We start from the raw sequence: 15,809 nt of genomic DNA, 5'->3' as shown, positions 1-15,809 counted from the left end.
GCCCCGAATGAGCCAAACCGTTTCCAACCCGGTGACCGTTGAAGTCACGCGTGGACAGCTGGTCGAAAGCCGCCATCGTGGCGCGCTCGCAGTCGTCGACGAAACGGGCAAGACAATCTGCGCCATCGGCGATCTCGCCCGTCCGGTCTTCCCCCGCTCGGCCATCAAGGTTCTGCAGGCAATTCCGCTGGTCGAGAGCGGCGCGGCCGATGCGCTCGATTTTGACGATGCCGAACTGGCGCTTTGCTGCGCCTCGCACAGTGGCGAATCCGTTCATGTCAAATCGGCACGGGTCATGCTGATGAAGGCTGGCCTGACCGAGGACGATCTGGAATGCGGCTCGCAGTGGCCGCAAAGGCTCGAGGACATCGCAGAACTGATCCGTGCCGACGAGACACCCGGCGCGCTCTACAACAATTGCTCGGGCAAGCACGCGGGCTTCCTTGGCCTTGCCAAGGTGCTGGGCGCGCAGACCAAGGGCTATGTCGATGCCTCGCATCCGGTCCAGCAGGAAATCAAGGCAGTGGTCGAAGCCTTCACCGGCGAAGAACTCACGGAAGATGTCTGCGGCACTGATGGTTGTTCGATCCCAACCTACGGCGTTTCGCTGACCGGCCTTGCCAGGGCCTTTGCAGTATTCGGGACCGGCGAAGGGCTGGATCCGGTTCGCGCAGAAGCCTGCGAACGCCTTTACGAGGCCTGCGTCAACGAGCCCTTCATGGTCGCCGGAACGGATCGCTTCTGCACGAGGGTCATGGAGGCCTTCAAGGGCCGGGTCTTCGTCAAGACCGGTGCCGAGGGCGTGTTCTGCGCGACGATCCCGGAGATGGGCGTCGGTATTGCCCTCAAGTGCGATGATGGTGCTACCCGAGGCTCGGAATGCATGATGGCATCGGTTTTGGAAGTGATGCTGGAGACGGACGACGAGCAGGCCAAGGTTCTCGACGATTTCGTCAATCCGCCGGTCAAGACGCGGGTCGGCTTCGAGGCTGGGGAGATCCGGCCATCGACAGAGTTCCTCGACGCCCTCAAGGCCGCTCTTTCCTGATCCGAACTTGCGCGAAAGGAGCCGGACATGGCGCACCGCGACGGTCTTTCCTGGACCTTCACCCATGCCATCACCCGGACACCGTCCGATAGCGTGGCTAATGGCCTGAGGGCGGTTGATGCCGGCAACCCGAGTGGAGAGGCTTTTCGCGCTGAACATGCCGCCTACGTCGAAGCCTTGCGGGCTGCCGGCCTGACCGTCGACGTGTTGCCGCCGCTGGAAGACTATCCGGACAGCTGTTTCGTCGAGGACCCGGCCTTCTGCCTGCCCAATGGTGCGATCCTGCTGCGTCCGGGCGCCGACAGCCGCAAAGGCGAGGTGAGTGAAATCCGTTCCGCACTGGAAGCGCGTTTCGATCGGGTCGTCGAATTACCGGGGACCGGCCACGTCGATGGCGGCGATGTGCTGATGCTTGATGACGAGATCCTGATCGGTCTGTCGGCCCGCACGGACCGCGAGGGTGCCATGGCCTTTGCCATGCTCCTCGGCGACTGGGGCTACAATGCCCGCGTGGCTGATACGCCCGAAGGTGTTCTGCATTTCAAGACCGCCTGCTCGACACTCGGCGACGGAGTGATCCTGGCGACGCAGGCCATGGTCGACAGCGGCTTTTTCGGCGACCGGAAGGTCGTCGTGGTGCAGGAAGGCGAGGAGTATGCCGCCAATGTCATCCGGGTGAATGACGTGGTTCTTGTGCCTGAAGGCTATCCGAAGACCTTGAGCGCCATCGAGGGTGCCGGGTTCCGGACGGTTGTCCTGCCGACCCACGAAGCACGCAAGGTCGACGGTGGCCTCAGTTGCCTGTCGCTGCGCTTTGCGCTTGCCTGACCCGAAAGCGGGTCAGGCGCCTCAGGCCGAGACCTGATTGTCTGATACCTGCAGATGCGACCAGTCGCGGGTGCCGTCAAGCTCGCGCGTTGCCTTGTCGAGCCAGCGGTAGCCGACGATGGCATCCTTCTGCGAGGCCTGGACGATGTTCTGGCTGATTACGGCCGAGCCCGCACCTTCGACGACCGTCACGGCAATCCCGGTACCGCAGGCGCGCAGTACGTTCTGCGAGGCGACAATGTTGCGCATGTACGGCCCCCAGCCGAGCAGCATGCCGAAACGCGGCGCTCCCTCGATAACGTTTCCGGTGATGGTCGTATCGGCTTCCGCGGCAATGCCGATGCCGAAGCCGGACACCTGCGGCGGGTAGGGGCCTTCAGCCGACAGGTTGCGGATCAGGTTGCCCGAACAGATTGCCAGCCGGCCGCCATCCATGAAATTCGCCATGGAAATGCCAGTGGTCGCGCCGTCGACAATGTTGTTGGCGATCAGCGCCCCTTGAAAGGCGAATTCGGAATAGATCGCCGCCTCTCCGGACCTCAGGCAGGAGTTGCCGATAATCTGCACGTTCGAACCGGTATTCGACCGGATGGCAGAAAAGGCGCAATCGGCAACGCGATTGTTGGAGATGACGACGCCATGAGCCCGGAAGACGTTGATACCGTTGCCCCATTGGCCAGTGCCGCCGTATTTCGCCCCGATCCGCTCGATCCGGTTGCCGGTAACGATGGTACCGTCCTCGCCTTCCTTCCAGCGATGTACCCAGATGCCGCCATTGGCGCAGTCAGCGATGACGTTGTCTGCGATCTGGAGCCCCATGGCCTCGTTCGACCGGATCGCCGCTTCGGCAGCGCCGGTGACCGAGCATTGCGAGACGCGGCCGGAGCAACGATCCAGCACGATGCCGCTCTTGGACGAACCGGAGACCGCGCAGTCGGTGAGGGAGATCTCGCGCACGCCGACGAAATGAAGCAGTCCTTCCGTGTGATCGCCGATGGTCTGGTTGGCACCGTCGAAGGTGAGGCCTGACAGCGAGACGTTGGAGACGCCTTCCGCCGTTGCCAGCAGCCCCCCGCCGCCCTGATAGATCAGGCGTGTACGCCCGGGAACGCCGACGATCAGGGTACCGGACGGAAACCGGAGATTGGCGACCGGGTAGTTGCCGGCAGGCAGAAACAGTGCACGGCCGTTCTCGACGGCCCGATTGATCGCTCGCTGGAAGACTGCGGTCTGGTCATCGCCAGCATTCGGGACGAGGCCAAGTTCGCTGGCATCCATGGAGCCTCGCAGGTCCGCGAGCTGGATCGCGGTCTGACCCGGTGTCCCGGATAGAAACAGTGCAGACCCCGCAACTGTCCCGCCAAGGAACGCTCGGCGGCTCAATTTGGCGGTGGAGAGGGGATCGTGTGTCCCGTATCTGGAAAGAAGCTTGATCATGGCGGAAACGGAGCAAACACCGTGCCGGACGGCAGAAACCTGCGTCTGTTATTGAGCCGGATCAATGATCTTACTTCCCTTGCGTCATATTGTTCGCGAACGCAGCAGGGAGGCGCGTGATGATCACCATAGACGACTGCATCGGCATGAGCGGCCTTGACGAGGGCGAGATTCTGGCACTCGCCGAGCATGAACATATCCCGGAAATGGCAGCGATTGCGCTGGGGGATTATCTTCTGCACCAGGCAAAGGGGCCCGCGCGGATCCGTCAGATGATCGAGGACGACATTCGCGAAGCCCTGAAAAGGGGCGACAGAGAGCACGCGCGCGAGCTCTTCATGGCCTTGCGCCACTTCCTGCACGAGCATCGCGATCAGCTCGATTGAGTGAACTCGGGTGTTTGAAACTCAGATCCGCCTGGCCGTTTCAATGAGGATCGCGGCAACGCCCGCTTCGACCCGCTGTAGGGAAGGCCGTCGCTCGAACCGGCCCCTGGGGAGGCTCGGAACATGGATGAAGATGCTGGGAATGCCGCTGGCGATGCTGTCCCAGAGCGTCGCATTGCAGAGATAATCGCCCGCATCGACTGACAACCGTGCCGGAACTCCGGTGCGAAGGGCTGCTTGCTGCAGCGCGCGGGCAGGCAATGTGGATTGGCGCTGCGACGGTCCGGTCCGATCCAGAAACGGCGTTTCGGCATGCTGGCCATCTGCATCCGGGCGGATTCGCGTGGCCCGGTTCACGGCGCGGGTCTCCACATTGATGGTCCGGCGTCTTCCGTCCACTCCCAGATGCACGATAGCCGCTGGCGCAAGCGTGCTCCGCAGCGCATCGGTTACCTCTTTGCGTCCGGACCATGTGGTCGGCAACAGGGCAAACCGGAACTCGACGTCCCTTACGGAGGGAAGGCGCTTGGGCAGGCGCTCGACAAGCAGGGACGTCGGATTGACCGGCATGCCGGGAAAGGGCTCGAAGCCGGTCACGAGAAGTGTCTTCAAAGGAAAGATCCCGGAGTGCTCGGAAGGAGGTCAGCTGAAAGGCAAACTGGGCGTGTTTCACTTCGAACGCAAGATCCGGACACGACAACTTCACGGCTGTGACCGCCTTGTCCGCCGAAAAGCCTCAGCGCGACGATGCAAGAATGGCCGGGAGGGGCACCCGGCCATTCTGCAGGACCGAGATCTCAGAGCTTCGACGGATCGACGTCCTTGATCTTGGTCCAGTTGTCGTTGGCCTCGTGAATGTAGCCATTGACGTCTTCGTTCCAGAGCTTCACCACTTCCTTCGACAGGTTCAGGTACAGCTTGTCATCGACGATCTTCCAGAGCTCCGGATTGCCGTCGACTTTCACGCCTTTTGCCGTGCCGTAGGCGCAGAAGCCGCCGAACTGCGGGGCATACTTGGCCGGATTTGCCTTGAAAGCGTCGCGGTTTGCTTCCGAGGTGAAGCGGTATGTCGCACCGTTATGAATGGCGGTGATATTGACCTTGCCTTCCTGGGGTTCGCCGGCGGTGAAATACGAAACCGGATCCACGCCGCGGATCGCAAGACCCGTCGTGGTGGCGTTGACGTCCGGGCCGACGGCAAATGCGCTGGTGATGGAGGCCGCGATCAGGGCGATGGCGGCAAGGCTGCTGCGAACAACGTTCTTCATGATGTCTCCCAAATGGTTCGGGTTGGAAAGCGGACGTCGCCAATGCAAGGCTGTGGAGGCATAAGGGCGTGGAACCGATTGGTTCCTAAATGGGCGGAGCCCTGCGGTTGCATCGGCGACATTGGGAGTATAAAATTAGGAACCAATCGGTACAAAACACATTCGAGTGAGGGCCTTGTGATAGGCCGCAGGTTGAAGCGGAGGTTCTTGGAAGATGGCGCGACCGCGCGAATTTGACCTGGACGAGGCGATGACCGGAGCGATGCGGCTGTTCTGGAGCAAGGGCTATGAGGAAGCGTCTCTGGCCGAGCTTCTGAAGGCCATGAAGATCACGAAGGGATCGTTCTACAAGGCGTTCGCAGACAAGAATTCGGTCTACCTGCAGGCACTTGATCTCTACGACAAGAACGCAATCACGCCGACGGTCCAGCGGCTCGCCGATCCGTCTCTTGGTTCCGGGTGTGATCGGATCGTCGCCCTGTTTGAGAACGTCGCGAAGGCTGCCGCTTCCAATGGCGACAGAACGGGATGCTTTCTGTGCAATGCGCTTGTCGATCGGGCAGTCGAGGATCCAGCTGCCGAGGAAAAGCTCCAGCGCATGGTGCTGCGATTGGAAACCGCGTTTCGCGGGGCGTTGGCGGAAAGCGACCCCTCGCGTGACGCGGACTGGACGCAAAGGACGGCTCGCGGGGTCCTGTCGAGCTATATCGGGCTTAGGGTTTTGGGGCGTGCCGGACTGTCGAAGGACATGTCTGATGACTGCGTGAACCAGATCCGGAGCGTGATAAGCGGCAAGTAGCCGGAGCGGACCCTCGCTTAAACGAAAGGAGACGGACGTGGACATGCCGCGCCCGCCTTCCTCCCGAGAGGAGACTGGAGTCCGCTTAGTCCAGATCTTCCGGAGCGGTGTGCTCGATCTTGGTCCAGGTGGTGTCGGCAGTCTTGATGTTGCCCGGAACGTCGTCATTCCAGCGCTGGGCAATCTGCTTGCTCAGGTTCAGGTAGAGCTTGCCGTCAACGATCTTGTAGACATGCGGGTCACCGTCCAGCTTCAGGCCCATGGCCGTGCCCATTGCGCAGTAGCCGCCATACTGCGGAGCGTATTTTGCCGGATCGGCCTTGAACGCATCGCGGTTGGCTTCAGAGGTAAAGCGGTAGGTCGCGCCCTTGTACTCTGCGGTGATGGTGAAGTCGCCGGCCTTCGGTGCGCCGCCGTTGAAGTAGGTGACCGGATCGAAACCGCGAAGGGCAAGACCGGTGGTCGTTGCGTTGACGTCGACGCCTGCTGCCAGAGCGGAGGTGGTGAGCGTTGCAGCCACTGCGATTGCGGCCAGTCCATTGCGGATGAAGTTGCTACGGATCATGTGATTTGTCCTCAATTCCTGAAGTTGCACAAAGTTGCGCCGGTAGCTGAAGGTGCGCCGGCCGGCCGGATCCGGGGCACGCTGCATTTCCCTGCAGTGCTCATCTAGGTTGGTGAACAGATCGGTACAAATAACTTGATGGTAACGTTGGAGTGAGTTCGCCTTGAATGGCGTTAACTGCATTGAAATCGTTGAAGAAAAAAGACGGATCAGACGCCAATAATCGACGCGATTTCCTCGACGGCGACGGAAACGGCGGTGTCGCCGTTGCGAACTTGCGCCTCCAGCTGCTTCAGTCTGCCCGCTGTTGATGCGTTGCCGGTCAGGGCCTCCATCATCCGCTGCTGCAACAGGTCCCACATCCAGGCGACCTGCTGATCTGCGCGCCGCTTCTGAAACTCTCCCGTTGCGCTCATCTTGTCGCGGTGCAATTCCACCTGGGCCCACATCTCCTGCAGGCCTTCGTTGGCGAGCCCGGAAATTGTCACGACCGGCGGACTCCACGTCAGGGAACGCGGCGCCAGGATGTGAAGCGCGGCGCGATAGTCGGACGCGGCCGCCCTGGCCCGCAATGCGCCTTCTCCATCCGCCTTGTTGACCGCGATCATGTCGGCGATTTCGAGAACGCCCTTCTTGATGCCTTGCAGTTCGTCACCAGCGCCGGGGAGCATGAGCACGAGAAAGAAATCCACCATGTCGGCGACCGTGGTTTCCGACTGACCGATGCCGACGGTCTCCACCAGGATCACGTCGAACCCGGCCGCCTCGCACAGGAGCATTGTCTCGCGGGTCTTTGCAGCGACCCCGCCAAGTGTGCCCGCGGACGGTGAGGGGCGAATGAAGGCGTTGGAGTCGACGGCAAGCTGCGCCATGCGCGTCTTGTCGCCCAGAATTGATCCCCCGGTCCGGGTCGAGGACGGGTCAACCGCGAGGACGGCAACCTTGTGGCCCTGAGCGGTCAGGTTGGAGCCCAACTGGTCGATCGTTGTCGACTTTCCGACACCTGGAACCCCCGTGATGCCGACTCTCAGCGCTTTGCCGGTGAGCGGCAGTAGGTCCTGGACCAGCTGGCGTGCGATGGCGCGATGGTCCGCCTTTCGCGATTCAACCAGGGTGATCGCACGAGCAAGGCTGGCGCGGTTGCCTGAGCGAATACCATCCGCAAGGGCAATAGGGTCGAGGGGGCGTCGGGAAACTGTCTGCGTCATGCCCAAGGCTTAGCGAAGGAATCAGCCCCCGTCACGGTGGAACTTTGTCTGAGGCGAAGGCTAGACTTGCCAGCCGTCATTTCGAACAGCAGAACCCTGCCAAAGCCAGGCAGGGAGCGGAGGCTGCTCTTAGCCGCGGGCCGTCCACACGATCCGCTGCAGCGTCGCGTCCTGAAGGGCGATGTCCGGCGCCAGTTCGTCGAACGGGCCCTGGAACTGCGGTATTGCGAAGACCAGTTCCACATTCGGCGCATTCTTCGCCTTGCAGATGGCCATTCCGCGCCAGAGGTTGCGGCCGACACGGCATTCATTCCGGCTGAGGCCGACCTCGTAGAAGGTGTTGCCAATGCGTTCGCCGTTGGGGCCCTGCAGGTGATGCGTCACGCCGTGCACTGCCCGGACCTTGCCGTTGCCGCCCTTGAAAATCTGGAGAACCTGAAAACCGTCCGAGTTGAAGGCTCCCAGTGCCCACTCGGTCGTCGTCTCTTCCGCGGTCTGGATGCTCTCGGTGCTGAAGCCCGGGAGTGCGGCTTCGATCGACTTGGCACCATAGGACGTTTCCGGGGTAACACCCCCAACGCCGCTGTTGGTGATTTCGACCAGCGTGACCGTCGAGGTCCGGGCGATCTGGACGGGACCTTCATAATCGACTGTCGGAGAACAGGCGCCAAGGACAAGTGCAAGCGCGCAAACGAGACCGGAAATTGAAGAACGCATGAAACGGAAAACTCCGGGAGCGAAAACGGACTGTCAGTGTTAACAGGGCTCGCTCTTACCAGTTGCTTCCAACACGTGCAAAGCAGTGGCCGAGTTTGTCGACAGGATCTTGGGCCTTCCGCAGCGGCTACAGTCTTTTGCATTCTTGCGCTTGCCGTCGCCCTGTTGCTCGGCGCCTTCAGACCCGCTGATGGCGTCGCATCCGTTCGGTCAGGCAGCTTCAGTCCGGCGATTGATCGGGATCATGGCGCGGATAGGGAATGCCGGGCACTTAGTTGGCAGTCACTTCATATTCGGGAGCGGAAGATGGGTATCGGCAAACGCATCGCCTTTGGCACGGCAATCATCTTCCTGGCTGGGGCCGTAACTGGTCAGGCACAGGAAAGCGGCACCGGCAATGGCCCGGTACAGGCGCAACCGCGCGGCTATGGCCCTGGCTACGGCATGATGTCCCCGGGCTACGGAATGATGGGGCCTGGTTACGGCATGATGGGCCCAGGGTATGGCATGTGGTCCGGCATGATGATGCCATGGCATGCCCGCGGTCCGATGGCCGGTATTCCCGGCCGTGGCCGGTTTGCCATGATCGACGCCAACGAGGACGGCATGGTCAGCGCCGAGGAAGCGGCCTCCGCCGCCGACGACGTGTTCTCGGCCATGGATTATGACGATGATGGCGCGTTGACGCTGGACGAGTACCTGTATGTCCGCATGGGTCCTGGCGATGGCTGGAACCAGGCGCGTCAGGAAGCACGTCAAAAGGAAAAGTCCGACCGGTTCGCGGCCATAGACGAGGATGGCGACGGCAAGGTCTCAAAGGAAGAGTTCCTGGCCGGGGCGAAAGCGCACCATGAGGCGGCCGATACCAACGGTGATGGTCAGGTCAGCCCGTGGGAACACCGGTCCCGCAATTGGAACTGACCTGTCTGGTCAACGCGCCTGATGGGAAGAAGACTCTATTTCAGGACTCTTCCTTCTTGATCCACTTCGGCGTCGATGGTGGCTGATATGCGCGGAAAAGGTCGAGCAGCTCGGCCGGTGTTGCCGCGGATTGGACCATCGCCCTCATGACAGGCTTCATGAAGCCTTCATTGGTCTGGAAGTCCAGGAACGTCAGGAGCTGATCGTAGAAGCCGCCTGTATTGAGAAAGCCGCAGGGCTTTCTATGGAGGCCAAGCTGGCCCCAGGTCCAGACTTCGAACAGTTCTTCCATCGTTCCCGCCCCGCCGGGAAGCGTCAGGAAGGCGTCTGATTTTTCGGCCATCAGCGCCTTGCGCTCGTGCATTGACCCGACGACGTAAAGTTCGCTCAGCCCTTCATGTGCGAGCTCTTTCTCCTGCAGCGAGGTCGGAAGCACTCCGATGACCTTGCCGCCCGCTTCCAGGGCCGCATCTGCCACCGTTCCCATCAGTCCAACCTTTGCGCCGCCATAGACGAGCGTGAGACCCTGGCTGGCGATGGCGTGGCCGGTTTCGCGCGCCGCATCGGCATAGATGGGCGATGTCCCGAAACTGGAGCCGCAGAAAACGCAGACGGATTTCATTCCAAAGGTCCTTTAAGACGCCGGTGGCTGATGAGAAATTTGCCCGGCGGCTCTTTCAAGTCAGAGCTGCCCGGCAGTGGTCGTTTGCTGATGCGCTTGCTGCTCAGTCCTTGGCCAGCTCGTCGAGAACGCGCGCCCAGGAGCGGATGCCCTTGTGGAAGCTGGTCAGATTGTACTTCTCGTTCGGTGAATGGATCTGGTCGTCGTCCAGACCGAAGCCGATCAGCATGGAATCCATGCCGAGCATGCGCTTGAAGTCGCCGACGATCGGGATCGAGCCGCCCATGCCGATGAGCGCAGCATCCTTGCCCCACTCGGCCTTGAGCGCAGCCTTGCCTTTTTCCAGAGCCGGCATGTCGAAGTCGAGACGCAGCGCCGGGCTGCCGTCCTTGGCGATGAAGTCGACGGTACAGTCGGCCGGAATCTTGGAGCGAACATAGGCACGGAAGGCCTCGCGAATCTTGTCCGGGTCCTGATCGCCGACGAGGCGGAAAGTGAACTTGGCATGTGCCTCGGCCGGGATGACTGTCTTGGAACCGGCACCCTGGTAGCCACCCCACATGCCGTTCACTTCCGCCGTCGGACGCGTCCAGATGTGTTCGAGCGCCTGGCGGCCCTTCTCGCCGCGCATGTATTTCAGGCCGATCTCACCGAGGAATTCCTCCGCGGAGAAGCCCAGCTTGTCCCACATCGCGGTGATCTCTTCCGGCATGTCGACAACGCCGTCATAGAAGCCGGGCAGGGTGATCCTGCCGTTTTCGTCGTGAAGCCCGGCGATGATGCTGGCGACGATGTGGTTAGGGTTCTGAGCTGCACCGCCATAGCTGCCCGAATGCAGATCCCGGTCGGCGGCCTTGACGACGATCTCGTCACCGACCATGCCGCGCAGCATCACGGAGATGGCCGGCGTTTCGGCATCCCACATGCCGGTGTCGCAGACGAGCGCGAGGTCACAGGAGAGTTCGTCCCTGTTGGCTTCCAGGAAAGGATGCAGGGACGGCGAGCCGGATTCTTCCTCACCCTCGAACAGCACCGTGACGTCGACGGGAAGGTCGCCGGTCTCGGCGATGAAGGCGCGCGCTGCTTCGACGAAGGTCATCAACTGGCCCTTGTCGTCCGCGGAGCCGCGGGCAACGATCATCTTGGTGCCGTCCGCACGGGTCGCGATACGCGGCTCGAACGGGTCGGTGTCCCAAAGATCCAGCGGGTCGACCGGCTGGACGTCATAGTGGCCATAGAACAGCACGTGCGGACCGGGCTTGCCGGACTTGCGATGACCGACAACCATCGGATGCCCTGCGGTCGCGCGAACCGACGCTTCGATGCCGATGGAGGTCAGTTCCTTTGCCAGCCACTCCGCGGCGGTCTGGCAGTCTGCCTTGAAGGCCGGATCGGTTGAAATGCTCTTGATCTTCAACAGGTCGAACAGACGTGACAGGCTGTTGTCCAGATCGGTGTCGATCCGGGAGAGAACCTTCTCGATGGTGCTCATCGCTCATCCTTGAGGTTGGAAATTCGGGATTCGGGCTGGCCGCCCGCTAGATGCGGTCATTGTCCATATCCGTCGCCCGTGTGCAAATGCAAATCGGGCAATAAGCTATGCGCCAAACGCACGCCGGTGGAGGACATGGATGGGCCGGACACAGGATGCGCCTGCGCCCGGCCGGAAGTCGATGCCGTAGAGGGCCGTACGGCCTAGAATCCGCGCTTGAGCGACCCGAGAAGTCCGCGTACCAACGCTCGTCCGAGCGAGGAGCCAAGGCTTCGCGCCGCGGATTTCATGCCGGCTTCCAGGACAGTGTCGCGTGACTGCCGCCGTTTCGTGGTCGTCTTCCGGCTTTCGCGTCTCGGTCGATCGTCACGGCCGAAATCGGGCAGCTGGAACCCTGAACGCGTGCGGCGCGGCTCGCCATATTGCTCTGCGTGGCGCTCCTCTTCCTCCCGCTGGCGCTCCTCCTTGCGCAGCTCCCTTTCCGCGCGTTCGGCCAGCATCTCACAAGCCGAATGACGGTCGCGAGTTCGGTCATAGACGCCGAAGATCGGGCTGGCCTGGATCAGCTCGCGCCGCTCTGCCTCTGTCACCGGGCCAAGGCGGGACGAGGGCGGGCGCACCAGTGTGCGCTGAACGATGGACGGGATGCCTTTGCCTTCGAGGGTCGAGACCAGCGCCTCGCCGACCCCGAGCTCGGTGATTACCCGCTCGGTATCGAGGTCCGGGTTTGGGCGGAAGGTTTGGGCCGCCGCCCGAACCGCTTTCTGGTCTCGGGGCGTGAAAGCGCGCAGTGCGTGCTGCACCCGGTTGCCGAGCTGCGCGAGGATCGTTTCCGGCACATCCATCGGGTTCTGGGTAACGAAATAGACGCCGACGCCCTTGGAACGGATCAGCCGGACAACCTGTTCGACCTTTTCAACGAGCGCCTTCGGGGCATCGTTGAAGAGCAGATGGGCTTCATCGAAGAAGAACACGAGCTTGGGCTTTTCCGGGTCCCCGACTTCCGGCAGTTCTTCGAACAACTCGGACAGGAGCCAAAGCAGGAAGACCGCATAAAGCTTTGGCGAGTTCATCAGCTTGTCGGCGGCGAGCACGTTGATCATGCCGCGACCGTCCTGGGTGGTGCGCATGAAGTCGCGAATGTCGAGCGCCGGTTCGCCGAAGAGATTGTCGCCGCCCTGCCGCTCCAGAACCAGAAGGCGGCGCTGAATCGCGCCGATGGACGTCTTGGAAACGTTGCCATAAAGGCGGGAAAGCTCCTGTGCCCGGTCCGAAACGTGGGCCAGCATGGCGCGCAGGTCTTTCAGGTCCAACAGCAGGAGGCCTTCGTCGTCCGCCAGTTCGAACAGGATGTTGAGGACGCCTTCCTGCGTGTCGTTCAGTTCAAGCAGCCGCGCCAGAAGAAGTGGGCCGACTTCCGAAATGGTCGTGCGCACCGGATGGCCCTGTTCGCCGTAAAGGTCCCAGAATACCGTGGGAAAGGCATCGTAACTGTATTTGTCCGAAAACCCGATGTCCCTGGCGCGTTTTTCGAGGAAGTCCTTCTCGACGCCTGCCTTGGCAATGCCCGACAGGTCGCCCTTGATGTCGGCGCAGAAAACCGGAACGCCTGCGCTTGAGAAGCCTTCGGCCAGGATCTGCAGGGACACTGTCTTGCCTGTGCCCGTGGCACCGGTGATCAGCCCGTGCCTGTTGGCGAGCTTGAGAAGCAGGGTTTCGTCTTTGCCGCTGCCGCCGATGTAGATGCTGTCCGTTTTCGCCAATGTCTTCCCGGCCCCCGTCCTTGTTCGAATTCGGGATGAAGCAAGACGCTTCCCATTACGTCAAGTCACCGTCGACGCAATTCCCCCATAGGTGTATAGCCCCTGTAATATTTTTGGTCGAAGCTTGGTGCAACGGCCAGTGAGAAATTCGGAGTGGTTCATGAACGAGCTTGTCAATCGTATCGCGTCGGCAACGGGTATCGGAGAGGATGTTGCCCGCCAGGCGATCGGCATCATCCTCAATTTTCTGAACAAGGATGCTCCTGCTGACCAGATGCGCATGATCTTTGACGCGCTTCCAGGTGCAGAGGAACTCGTTGCAGAACGTCAGGCGCAGACCGGAAAAGGCGGTTTCCTGGGTGGGCTCGGCGGCATGATTCCCGGCATGGGAGCCATGGCAGCATTGAACGAACTGACCTCGGCCGGGCTCGAAATGGGCCAGGTGCAAGGTGTTGTTCGTCAGCTTGTTGGATATGCTAAAGAAAAAGCAGGGGATGACGTAGTGGACGATGTGATTTCCAGAATTCCGGGATTGAGCCAGATCGTCTGATTGTCCCTAATGGATTTATGGGAAATCTAGGGAGTTGCATCGAACATGGCGTATTCGATCAGTGAAATTGAAGGTATCGGGCCGGCGTACACCGAAAAGCTTGGCGCTGCCGGCATCAAGACGACCGAAGCCTACCTGGAGCGTGCGAAGGACCCGAAGGGACGCAAGGCTCTTGCCGAGGAAACCGGAATTGACGCAAGCCGCATCCTGAAGTGGGCCAACATGGCCGACCTTATGCGCATCAGCGGCGTCGGCGAGGAATATTCCGAGCTTCTGGAAGCTGCCGGCGTCGATACGGTCAAGGAACTCAAGCATCGCAATGCCGCCAATCTTGCGGCCAAGATGGCTGAAGTGAACGAGGAAAAGAAGCTCGTGCGTCAGGTTCCGAGCGAAAGCCAGGTCACCAAGTGGGTCGACCAGGCCAAGGAACTGCCACCCATGATGAGCTACTGACGAGTAGCAACTCTCGCCGATTTACCGGCGGGCAAGATCTTATGACAAAGCGGGGTCCTCGGGCCTCGCTTTTTCTTTGGCTTGGCGTTGCCAAGTCGCGAGGGGACTAGATTACTGTGTCGGTGCAGGACCGTCATCCTGCGCAGGACTTGGACTTGGCTGGGCTGACGGCACGCGGGAAATTGCGAAATTGCGTGAACGGATAGGCCGCTCGTTGACTGACGTCACGCCCAGCCGACCTCTCGGTCCAATAAAGATCTCGGAAAATGAAGAGATGGAACCTGCCAGAAGAAAAGCGGCCGCGGAACGAGGGGGTGTTCCGGGCGCGCTCCCAAAGTCTTCAAATGGGGACGCGAAAACTCGCCGGATCGGCCCCGGCTTTTGACGCCGACGAAACCGTCGGCGCATATCGTTTCCCCCCAATCGGAAGTCCTTGCGAATCTGGCGTTCGTTCAGTCTTCCGTGGTGCCGCCCTTGGGAAAGGGCGTTTTCGATCCGTTTCTAACGCGGATCAGACCCGGATCTGGCCGTAGCGCAGTGCCTCGACCACAGTATGGGTCTTGTTGGAGGCATTGAGCTTCACGCTTGCGTTCTGCAAGTGTGCATGAACGGTCCGCTGGGAAATATCGAGCAGGTCTGCAATCTCGCCTGCCGTCTTTCCGAAGGCCGTCAGTTCAAGAACGCGACGTTCGCGGGTCGACAGGGCGCCAGGGCGCTGACCGGATACGATGCCGAGATCCCGCAGGCGGGAGAAGGCAGCCGCGGACAGAACTTCAAGGGCGCTCAGTTCCCACTTGGTCGCCTGAATGGACGGACCGGCAGCGAAGACGAATGCCTGGAAGGGATGCAGCTCGGTGACCGGAACTATCAGGATCTCGCTGCCTTCGCCTGCTGCAGCGAGCAGATCGGAATGCTCCATGTCGCCAGCAGTGATGGTCCAGACCTTTGCCCGGTTGGAGGCAAGACCCAGCATCAGGGCGCTGTCGTTTGCGGAGAGGGAGGCGCTTTCGATGCCGTCATTGCGCTGGTCGGGCCAGCGGAAGCGATGGACGAGACTGTCGATCGGACGGTTCGGCATGGGGAGCCCGGTCACGAGGACGTGGGTCGCGCCCATGCGGCGCAGGTTGGATTCCAAAATGTCCAGCACGTGGTGCGAGGCATTGGCTTCTGCAATTGCGCGCAGTTTGTTCTTCAGTTCAACTTGATCTAGCATAGTGCACATCCATTATCTGCAATCTTTGATTGCTTATTGGGCGATCAGGCTTCGTCTGTGTTTAATGACTTGTTAACGCCGTCTCGCAGATGGGATTTTAAATTGAATTAAACTTGCCTCCTCTCCTCAAGTTACAATGCCGATTTCGAGAATGTGCTGACTGTCATCGTCAGTTTCCCATGCGGCAATATGTATAAGTTACATTAGAAGATTATCCGGCTCTATTCTTTTTATGCCTGAAAGTTGGCATCAGGCGCCATAAACTGGACAAAATCTTCCAAAAGATACCATTGGGAATATTCACGCTGCCTTCGGGGCATGATCGAGCGGTGTTCGCGCCCTGATTGCGTCGCCGGTTCAGGGCCTGATTCCAAGGGCGGGATCCTGGCAAGCGCGGGTTTCATGCAAAATCGCCGGCGGGTCCGAAGCAATCGGAGCAAACCATCCACCTCTTCGCGCCTATGAGATTGAAGCGCACCAACCTGTGCGTTCAATTGCCCCCCTCTTACCCGATCTGCTGAGTTGCCTTGCCTTTGTCC

At 60.8% G+C, this 15,809-nt stretch carries 17 protein-coding genes; 7 read left to right on the top strand and 10 right to left on the bottom strand.

The genetic code is table 11. The annotated features are described in order from the left end of the window. The first annotated feature begins 7 nt into the window (after positions 1-7). Positions 8-1,048, top strand: coding sequence for an asparaginase (locus ACN0SY_RS04380; protein WP_417684794.1), 1,041 nt, complete (start codon positions 8-10; stop codon positions 1,046-1,048). A gap of 27 nt (positions 1,049-1,075) precedes the next feature. Then, positions 1,076-1,876, top strand: a complete 801-nt coding sequence (locus ACN0SY_RS04375; RefSeq protein WP_417684792.1) for a dimethylarginine dimethylaminohydrolase family protein — start codon at positions 1,076-1,078, stop codon at positions 1,874-1,876. Between the two features lie 21 nt (positions 1,877-1,897). Here ACN0SY_RS04375 and ACN0SY_RS04370 read toward each other — a convergent pair whose 3' ends face one another. Next, entirely contained in the window at positions 1,898-3,313 is a 1,416-nt protein-coding gene (locus ACN0SY_RS04370) for a TIGR03808 family TAT-translocated repetitive protein (protein ID WP_417684791.1), read from the bottom strand. A gap of 119 nt (positions 3,314-3,432) precedes the next feature. On the opposite strand from ACN0SY_RS04370, the gene ACN0SY_RS04365 reads away from it, so the two are divergent. Next, positions 3,433-3,699: a hypothetical protein gene (locus ACN0SY_RS04365; protein ID WP_417684790.1), complete on the top strand. Its 267-nt coding sequence runs from the start codon at positions 3,433-3,435 to the stop codon at positions 3,697-3,699. A 21-nt stretch (positions 3,700-3,720) separates the two neighbouring features. On the opposite strand, the gene ACN0SY_RS04360 is transcribed toward ACN0SY_RS04365, so the two are convergent. Then, positions 3,721-4,311, bottom strand: a complete 591-nt coding sequence (locus tag ACN0SY_RS04360; protein ID WP_417684788.1) for a peptidase C15 — start codon at positions 4,309-4,311, stop codon at positions 3,721-3,723. A gap of 185 nt (positions 4,312-4,496) precedes the next feature. Beyond that, positions 4,497-4,967, bottom strand: coding sequence for a YHS domain-containing (seleno)protein (locus tag ACN0SY_RS04355; protein WP_417684787.1), 471 nt, complete (start codon positions 4,965-4,967; stop codon positions 4,497-4,499). Positions 4,968-5,181: 214 nt separating this feature from the next. On the opposite strand from ACN0SY_RS04355, the gene ACN0SY_RS04350 reads away from it, so the two are divergent. Continuing rightward, on the top strand, positions 5,182-5,766 hold the full coding sequence (locus ACN0SY_RS04350) for a TetR/AcrR family transcriptional regulator (RefSeq protein ID WP_417684785.1): 585 nt from the start codon (positions 5,182-5,184) through the stop codon (positions 5,764-5,766). An 85-nt stretch (positions 5,767-5,851) separates the two neighbouring features. Here ACN0SY_RS04350 and ACN0SY_RS04345 read toward each other — a convergent pair whose 3' ends face one another. The 3 genes from ACN0SY_RS04345 to ACN0SY_RS04335 all read right to left on the bottom strand — a co-directional run bounded on the left by ACN0SY_RS04345 (position 5,852) and on the right by ACN0SY_RS04335 (position 8,256). Further along, positions 5,852-6,331 carry a YHS domain-containing (seleno)protein gene (locus tag ACN0SY_RS04345; protein ID WP_417684783.1) on the bottom strand — a complete coding sequence of 160 codons (480 nt, stop codon included), beginning with the start codon at positions 6,329-6,331 and terminating at the stop codon, positions 5,852-5,854. A gap of 209 nt (positions 6,332-6,540) precedes the next feature. Next, the gene (meaB, locus tag ACN0SY_RS04340; protein WP_417684782.1) at positions 6,541-7,539 is read right to left on the bottom strand and encodes a methylmalonyl Co-A mutase-associated GTPase MeaB; all 999 of its coding nucleotides are present in this window, start codon (positions 7,537-7,539) and stop codon (positions 6,541-6,543) included. Between the two features lie 129 nt (positions 7,540-7,668). Continuing rightward, entirely contained in the window at positions 7,669-8,256 is a 588-nt protein-coding gene (locus ACN0SY_RS04335; RefSeq protein ID WP_417684780.1) for a DUF1131 family protein, read from the bottom strand. Between the two features lie 306 nt (positions 8,257-8,562). On the opposite strand from ACN0SY_RS04335, the gene ACN0SY_RS04330 reads away from it, so the two are divergent. Further along, entirely contained in the window at positions 8,563-9,177 is a 615-nt protein-coding gene (locus tag ACN0SY_RS04330; RefSeq protein ID WP_417684779.1) for an EF-hand domain-containing protein, read from the top strand. Positions 9,178-9,217: 40 nt separating this feature from the next. Here the strand turns inward: ACN0SY_RS04330 and ACN0SY_RS04325 are convergent, their stop codons facing one another. The 3 genes from ACN0SY_RS04325 to ACN0SY_RS04315 all read right to left on the bottom strand — a co-directional run bounded on the left by ACN0SY_RS04325 (position 9,218) and on the right by ACN0SY_RS04315 (position 13,054). Next, positions 9,218-9,799: a TIGR00730 family Rossman fold protein gene (locus ACN0SY_RS04325; RefSeq protein ID WP_417684777.1), complete on the bottom strand. Its 582-nt coding sequence runs from the start codon at positions 9,797-9,799 to the stop codon at positions 9,218-9,220. 103 nt (positions 9,800-9,902) lie between these two features. Continuing rightward, a complete protein-coding gene (locus tag ACN0SY_RS04320) occupies positions 9,903-11,291 on the bottom strand; it encodes a dipeptidase (protein ID WP_417684775.1) in 1,389 nt (462 codons plus the stop codon). A gap of 203 nt (positions 11,292-11,494) precedes the next feature. Beyond that, positions 11,495-13,054, bottom strand: a complete 1,560-nt coding sequence (locus ACN0SY_RS04315) for a helicase HerA-like domain-containing protein (protein WP_417684773.1) — start codon at positions 13,052-13,054, stop codon at positions 11,495-11,497. 160 nt (positions 13,055-13,214) lie between these two features. On the opposite strand from ACN0SY_RS04315, the gene ACN0SY_RS04310 reads away from it, so the two are divergent. Together ACN0SY_RS04310 and ACN0SY_RS04305 are read left to right on the top strand one after the other, a co-directional pair. Beyond that, positions 13,215-13,604: a DUF2267 domain-containing protein gene (locus ACN0SY_RS04310; RefSeq protein WP_417684772.1), complete on the top strand. Its 390-nt coding sequence runs from the start codon at positions 13,215-13,217 to the stop codon at positions 13,602-13,604. Positions 13,605-13,649: 45 nt separating this feature from the next. Then, on the top strand, positions 13,650-14,057 hold the full coding sequence (locus ACN0SY_RS04305; protein WP_417684770.1) for a DUF4332 domain-containing protein: 408 nt from the start codon (positions 13,650-13,652) through the stop codon (positions 14,055-14,057). 511 nt (positions 14,058-14,568) lie between these two features. Here the strand turns inward: ACN0SY_RS04305 and ACN0SY_RS04300 are convergent. After that, positions 14,569-15,270, bottom strand: a complete 702-nt coding sequence (locus ACN0SY_RS04300; RefSeq protein ID WP_417684768.1) for a LuxR C-terminal-related transcriptional regulator — start codon at positions 15,268-15,270, stop codon at positions 14,569-14,571. Positions 15,271-15,809 lie beyond the last annotated feature (539 nt).

Source organism: Roseibium sp., assembly GCF_048261595.1.
Taxonomy (GTDB): domain Bacteria; phylum Pseudomonadota; class Alphaproteobacteria; order Rhizobiales; family Stappiaceae; genus Roseibium.
Note: the sequence above shows the minus strand (reverse complement) of the source record. Positions and strands in the feature narration are given on the sequence as shown.

Bases quoted from the DNA above. Each gene is read 5' to 3' on its own strand.
- ACN0SY_RS04380 (WP_417684794.1), top strand. From the start codon at position 8: ATGAGCCAAACCGTTTCCAACCCGGTGACCGTTGAAGTCACGCGTGGA.
- ACN0SY_RS04375 (WP_417684792.1), top strand. From the start codon at position 1,076: ATGGCGCACCGCGACGGTCTTTCCTGGACCTTCACCCATGCCATCACC.
- ACN0SY_RS04370 (WP_417684791.1), bottom strand. From the start codon at position 3,313: ATGATCAAGCTTCTTTCCAGATACGGGACACACGATCCCCTCTCCACC.
- ACN0SY_RS04365 (WP_417684790.1), top strand. From the start codon at position 3,433: ATGATCACCATAGACGACTGCATCGGCATGAGCGGCCTTGACGAGGGC.
- ACN0SY_RS04355 (WP_417684787.1), bottom strand. From the start codon at position 4,967: ATGAAGAACGTTGTTCGCAGCAGCCTTGCCGCCATCGCCCTGATCGCG.
- ACN0SY_RS04350 (WP_417684785.1), top strand. From the start codon at position 5,182: ATGGCGCGACCGCGCGAATTTGACCTGGACGAGGCGATGACCGGAGCG.
- ACN0SY_RS04345 (WP_417684783.1), bottom strand. From the start codon at position 6,331: ATGATCCGTAGCAACTTCATCCGCAATGGACTGGCCGCAATCGCAGTG.
- meaB (WP_417684782.1), bottom strand. From the start codon at position 7,539: ATGACGCAGACAGTTTCCCGACGCCCCCTCGACCCTATTGCCCTTGCG.
- ACN0SY_RS04335 (WP_417684780.1), bottom strand. From the start codon at position 8,256: ATGCGTTCTTCAATTTCCGGTCTCGTTTGCGCGCTTGCACTTGTCCTT.
- ACN0SY_RS04330 (WP_417684779.1), top strand. From the start codon at position 8,563: ATGGGTATCGGCAAACGCATCGCCTTTGGCACGGCAATCATCTTCCTG.
- ACN0SY_RS04325 (WP_417684777.1), bottom strand. From the start codon at position 9,799: ATGAAATCCGTCTGCGTTTTCTGCGGCTCCAGTTTCGGGACATCGCCC.
- ACN0SY_RS04320 (WP_417684775.1), bottom strand. From the start codon at position 11,291: ATGAGCACCATCGAGAAGGTTCTCTCCCGGATCGACACCGATCTGGAC.
- ACN0SY_RS04310 (WP_417684772.1), top strand. From the start codon at position 13,215: ATGAACGAGCTTGTCAATCGTATCGCGTCGGCAACGGGTATCGGAGAG.
- ACN0SY_RS04305 (WP_417684770.1), top strand. From the start codon at position 13,650: ATGGCGTATTCGATCAGTGAAATTGAAGGTATCGGGCCGGCGTACACC.
- ACN0SY_RS04300 (WP_417684768.1), bottom strand. From the start codon at position 15,270: ATGCTAGATCAAGTTGAACTGAAGAACAAACTGCGCGCAATTGCAGAA.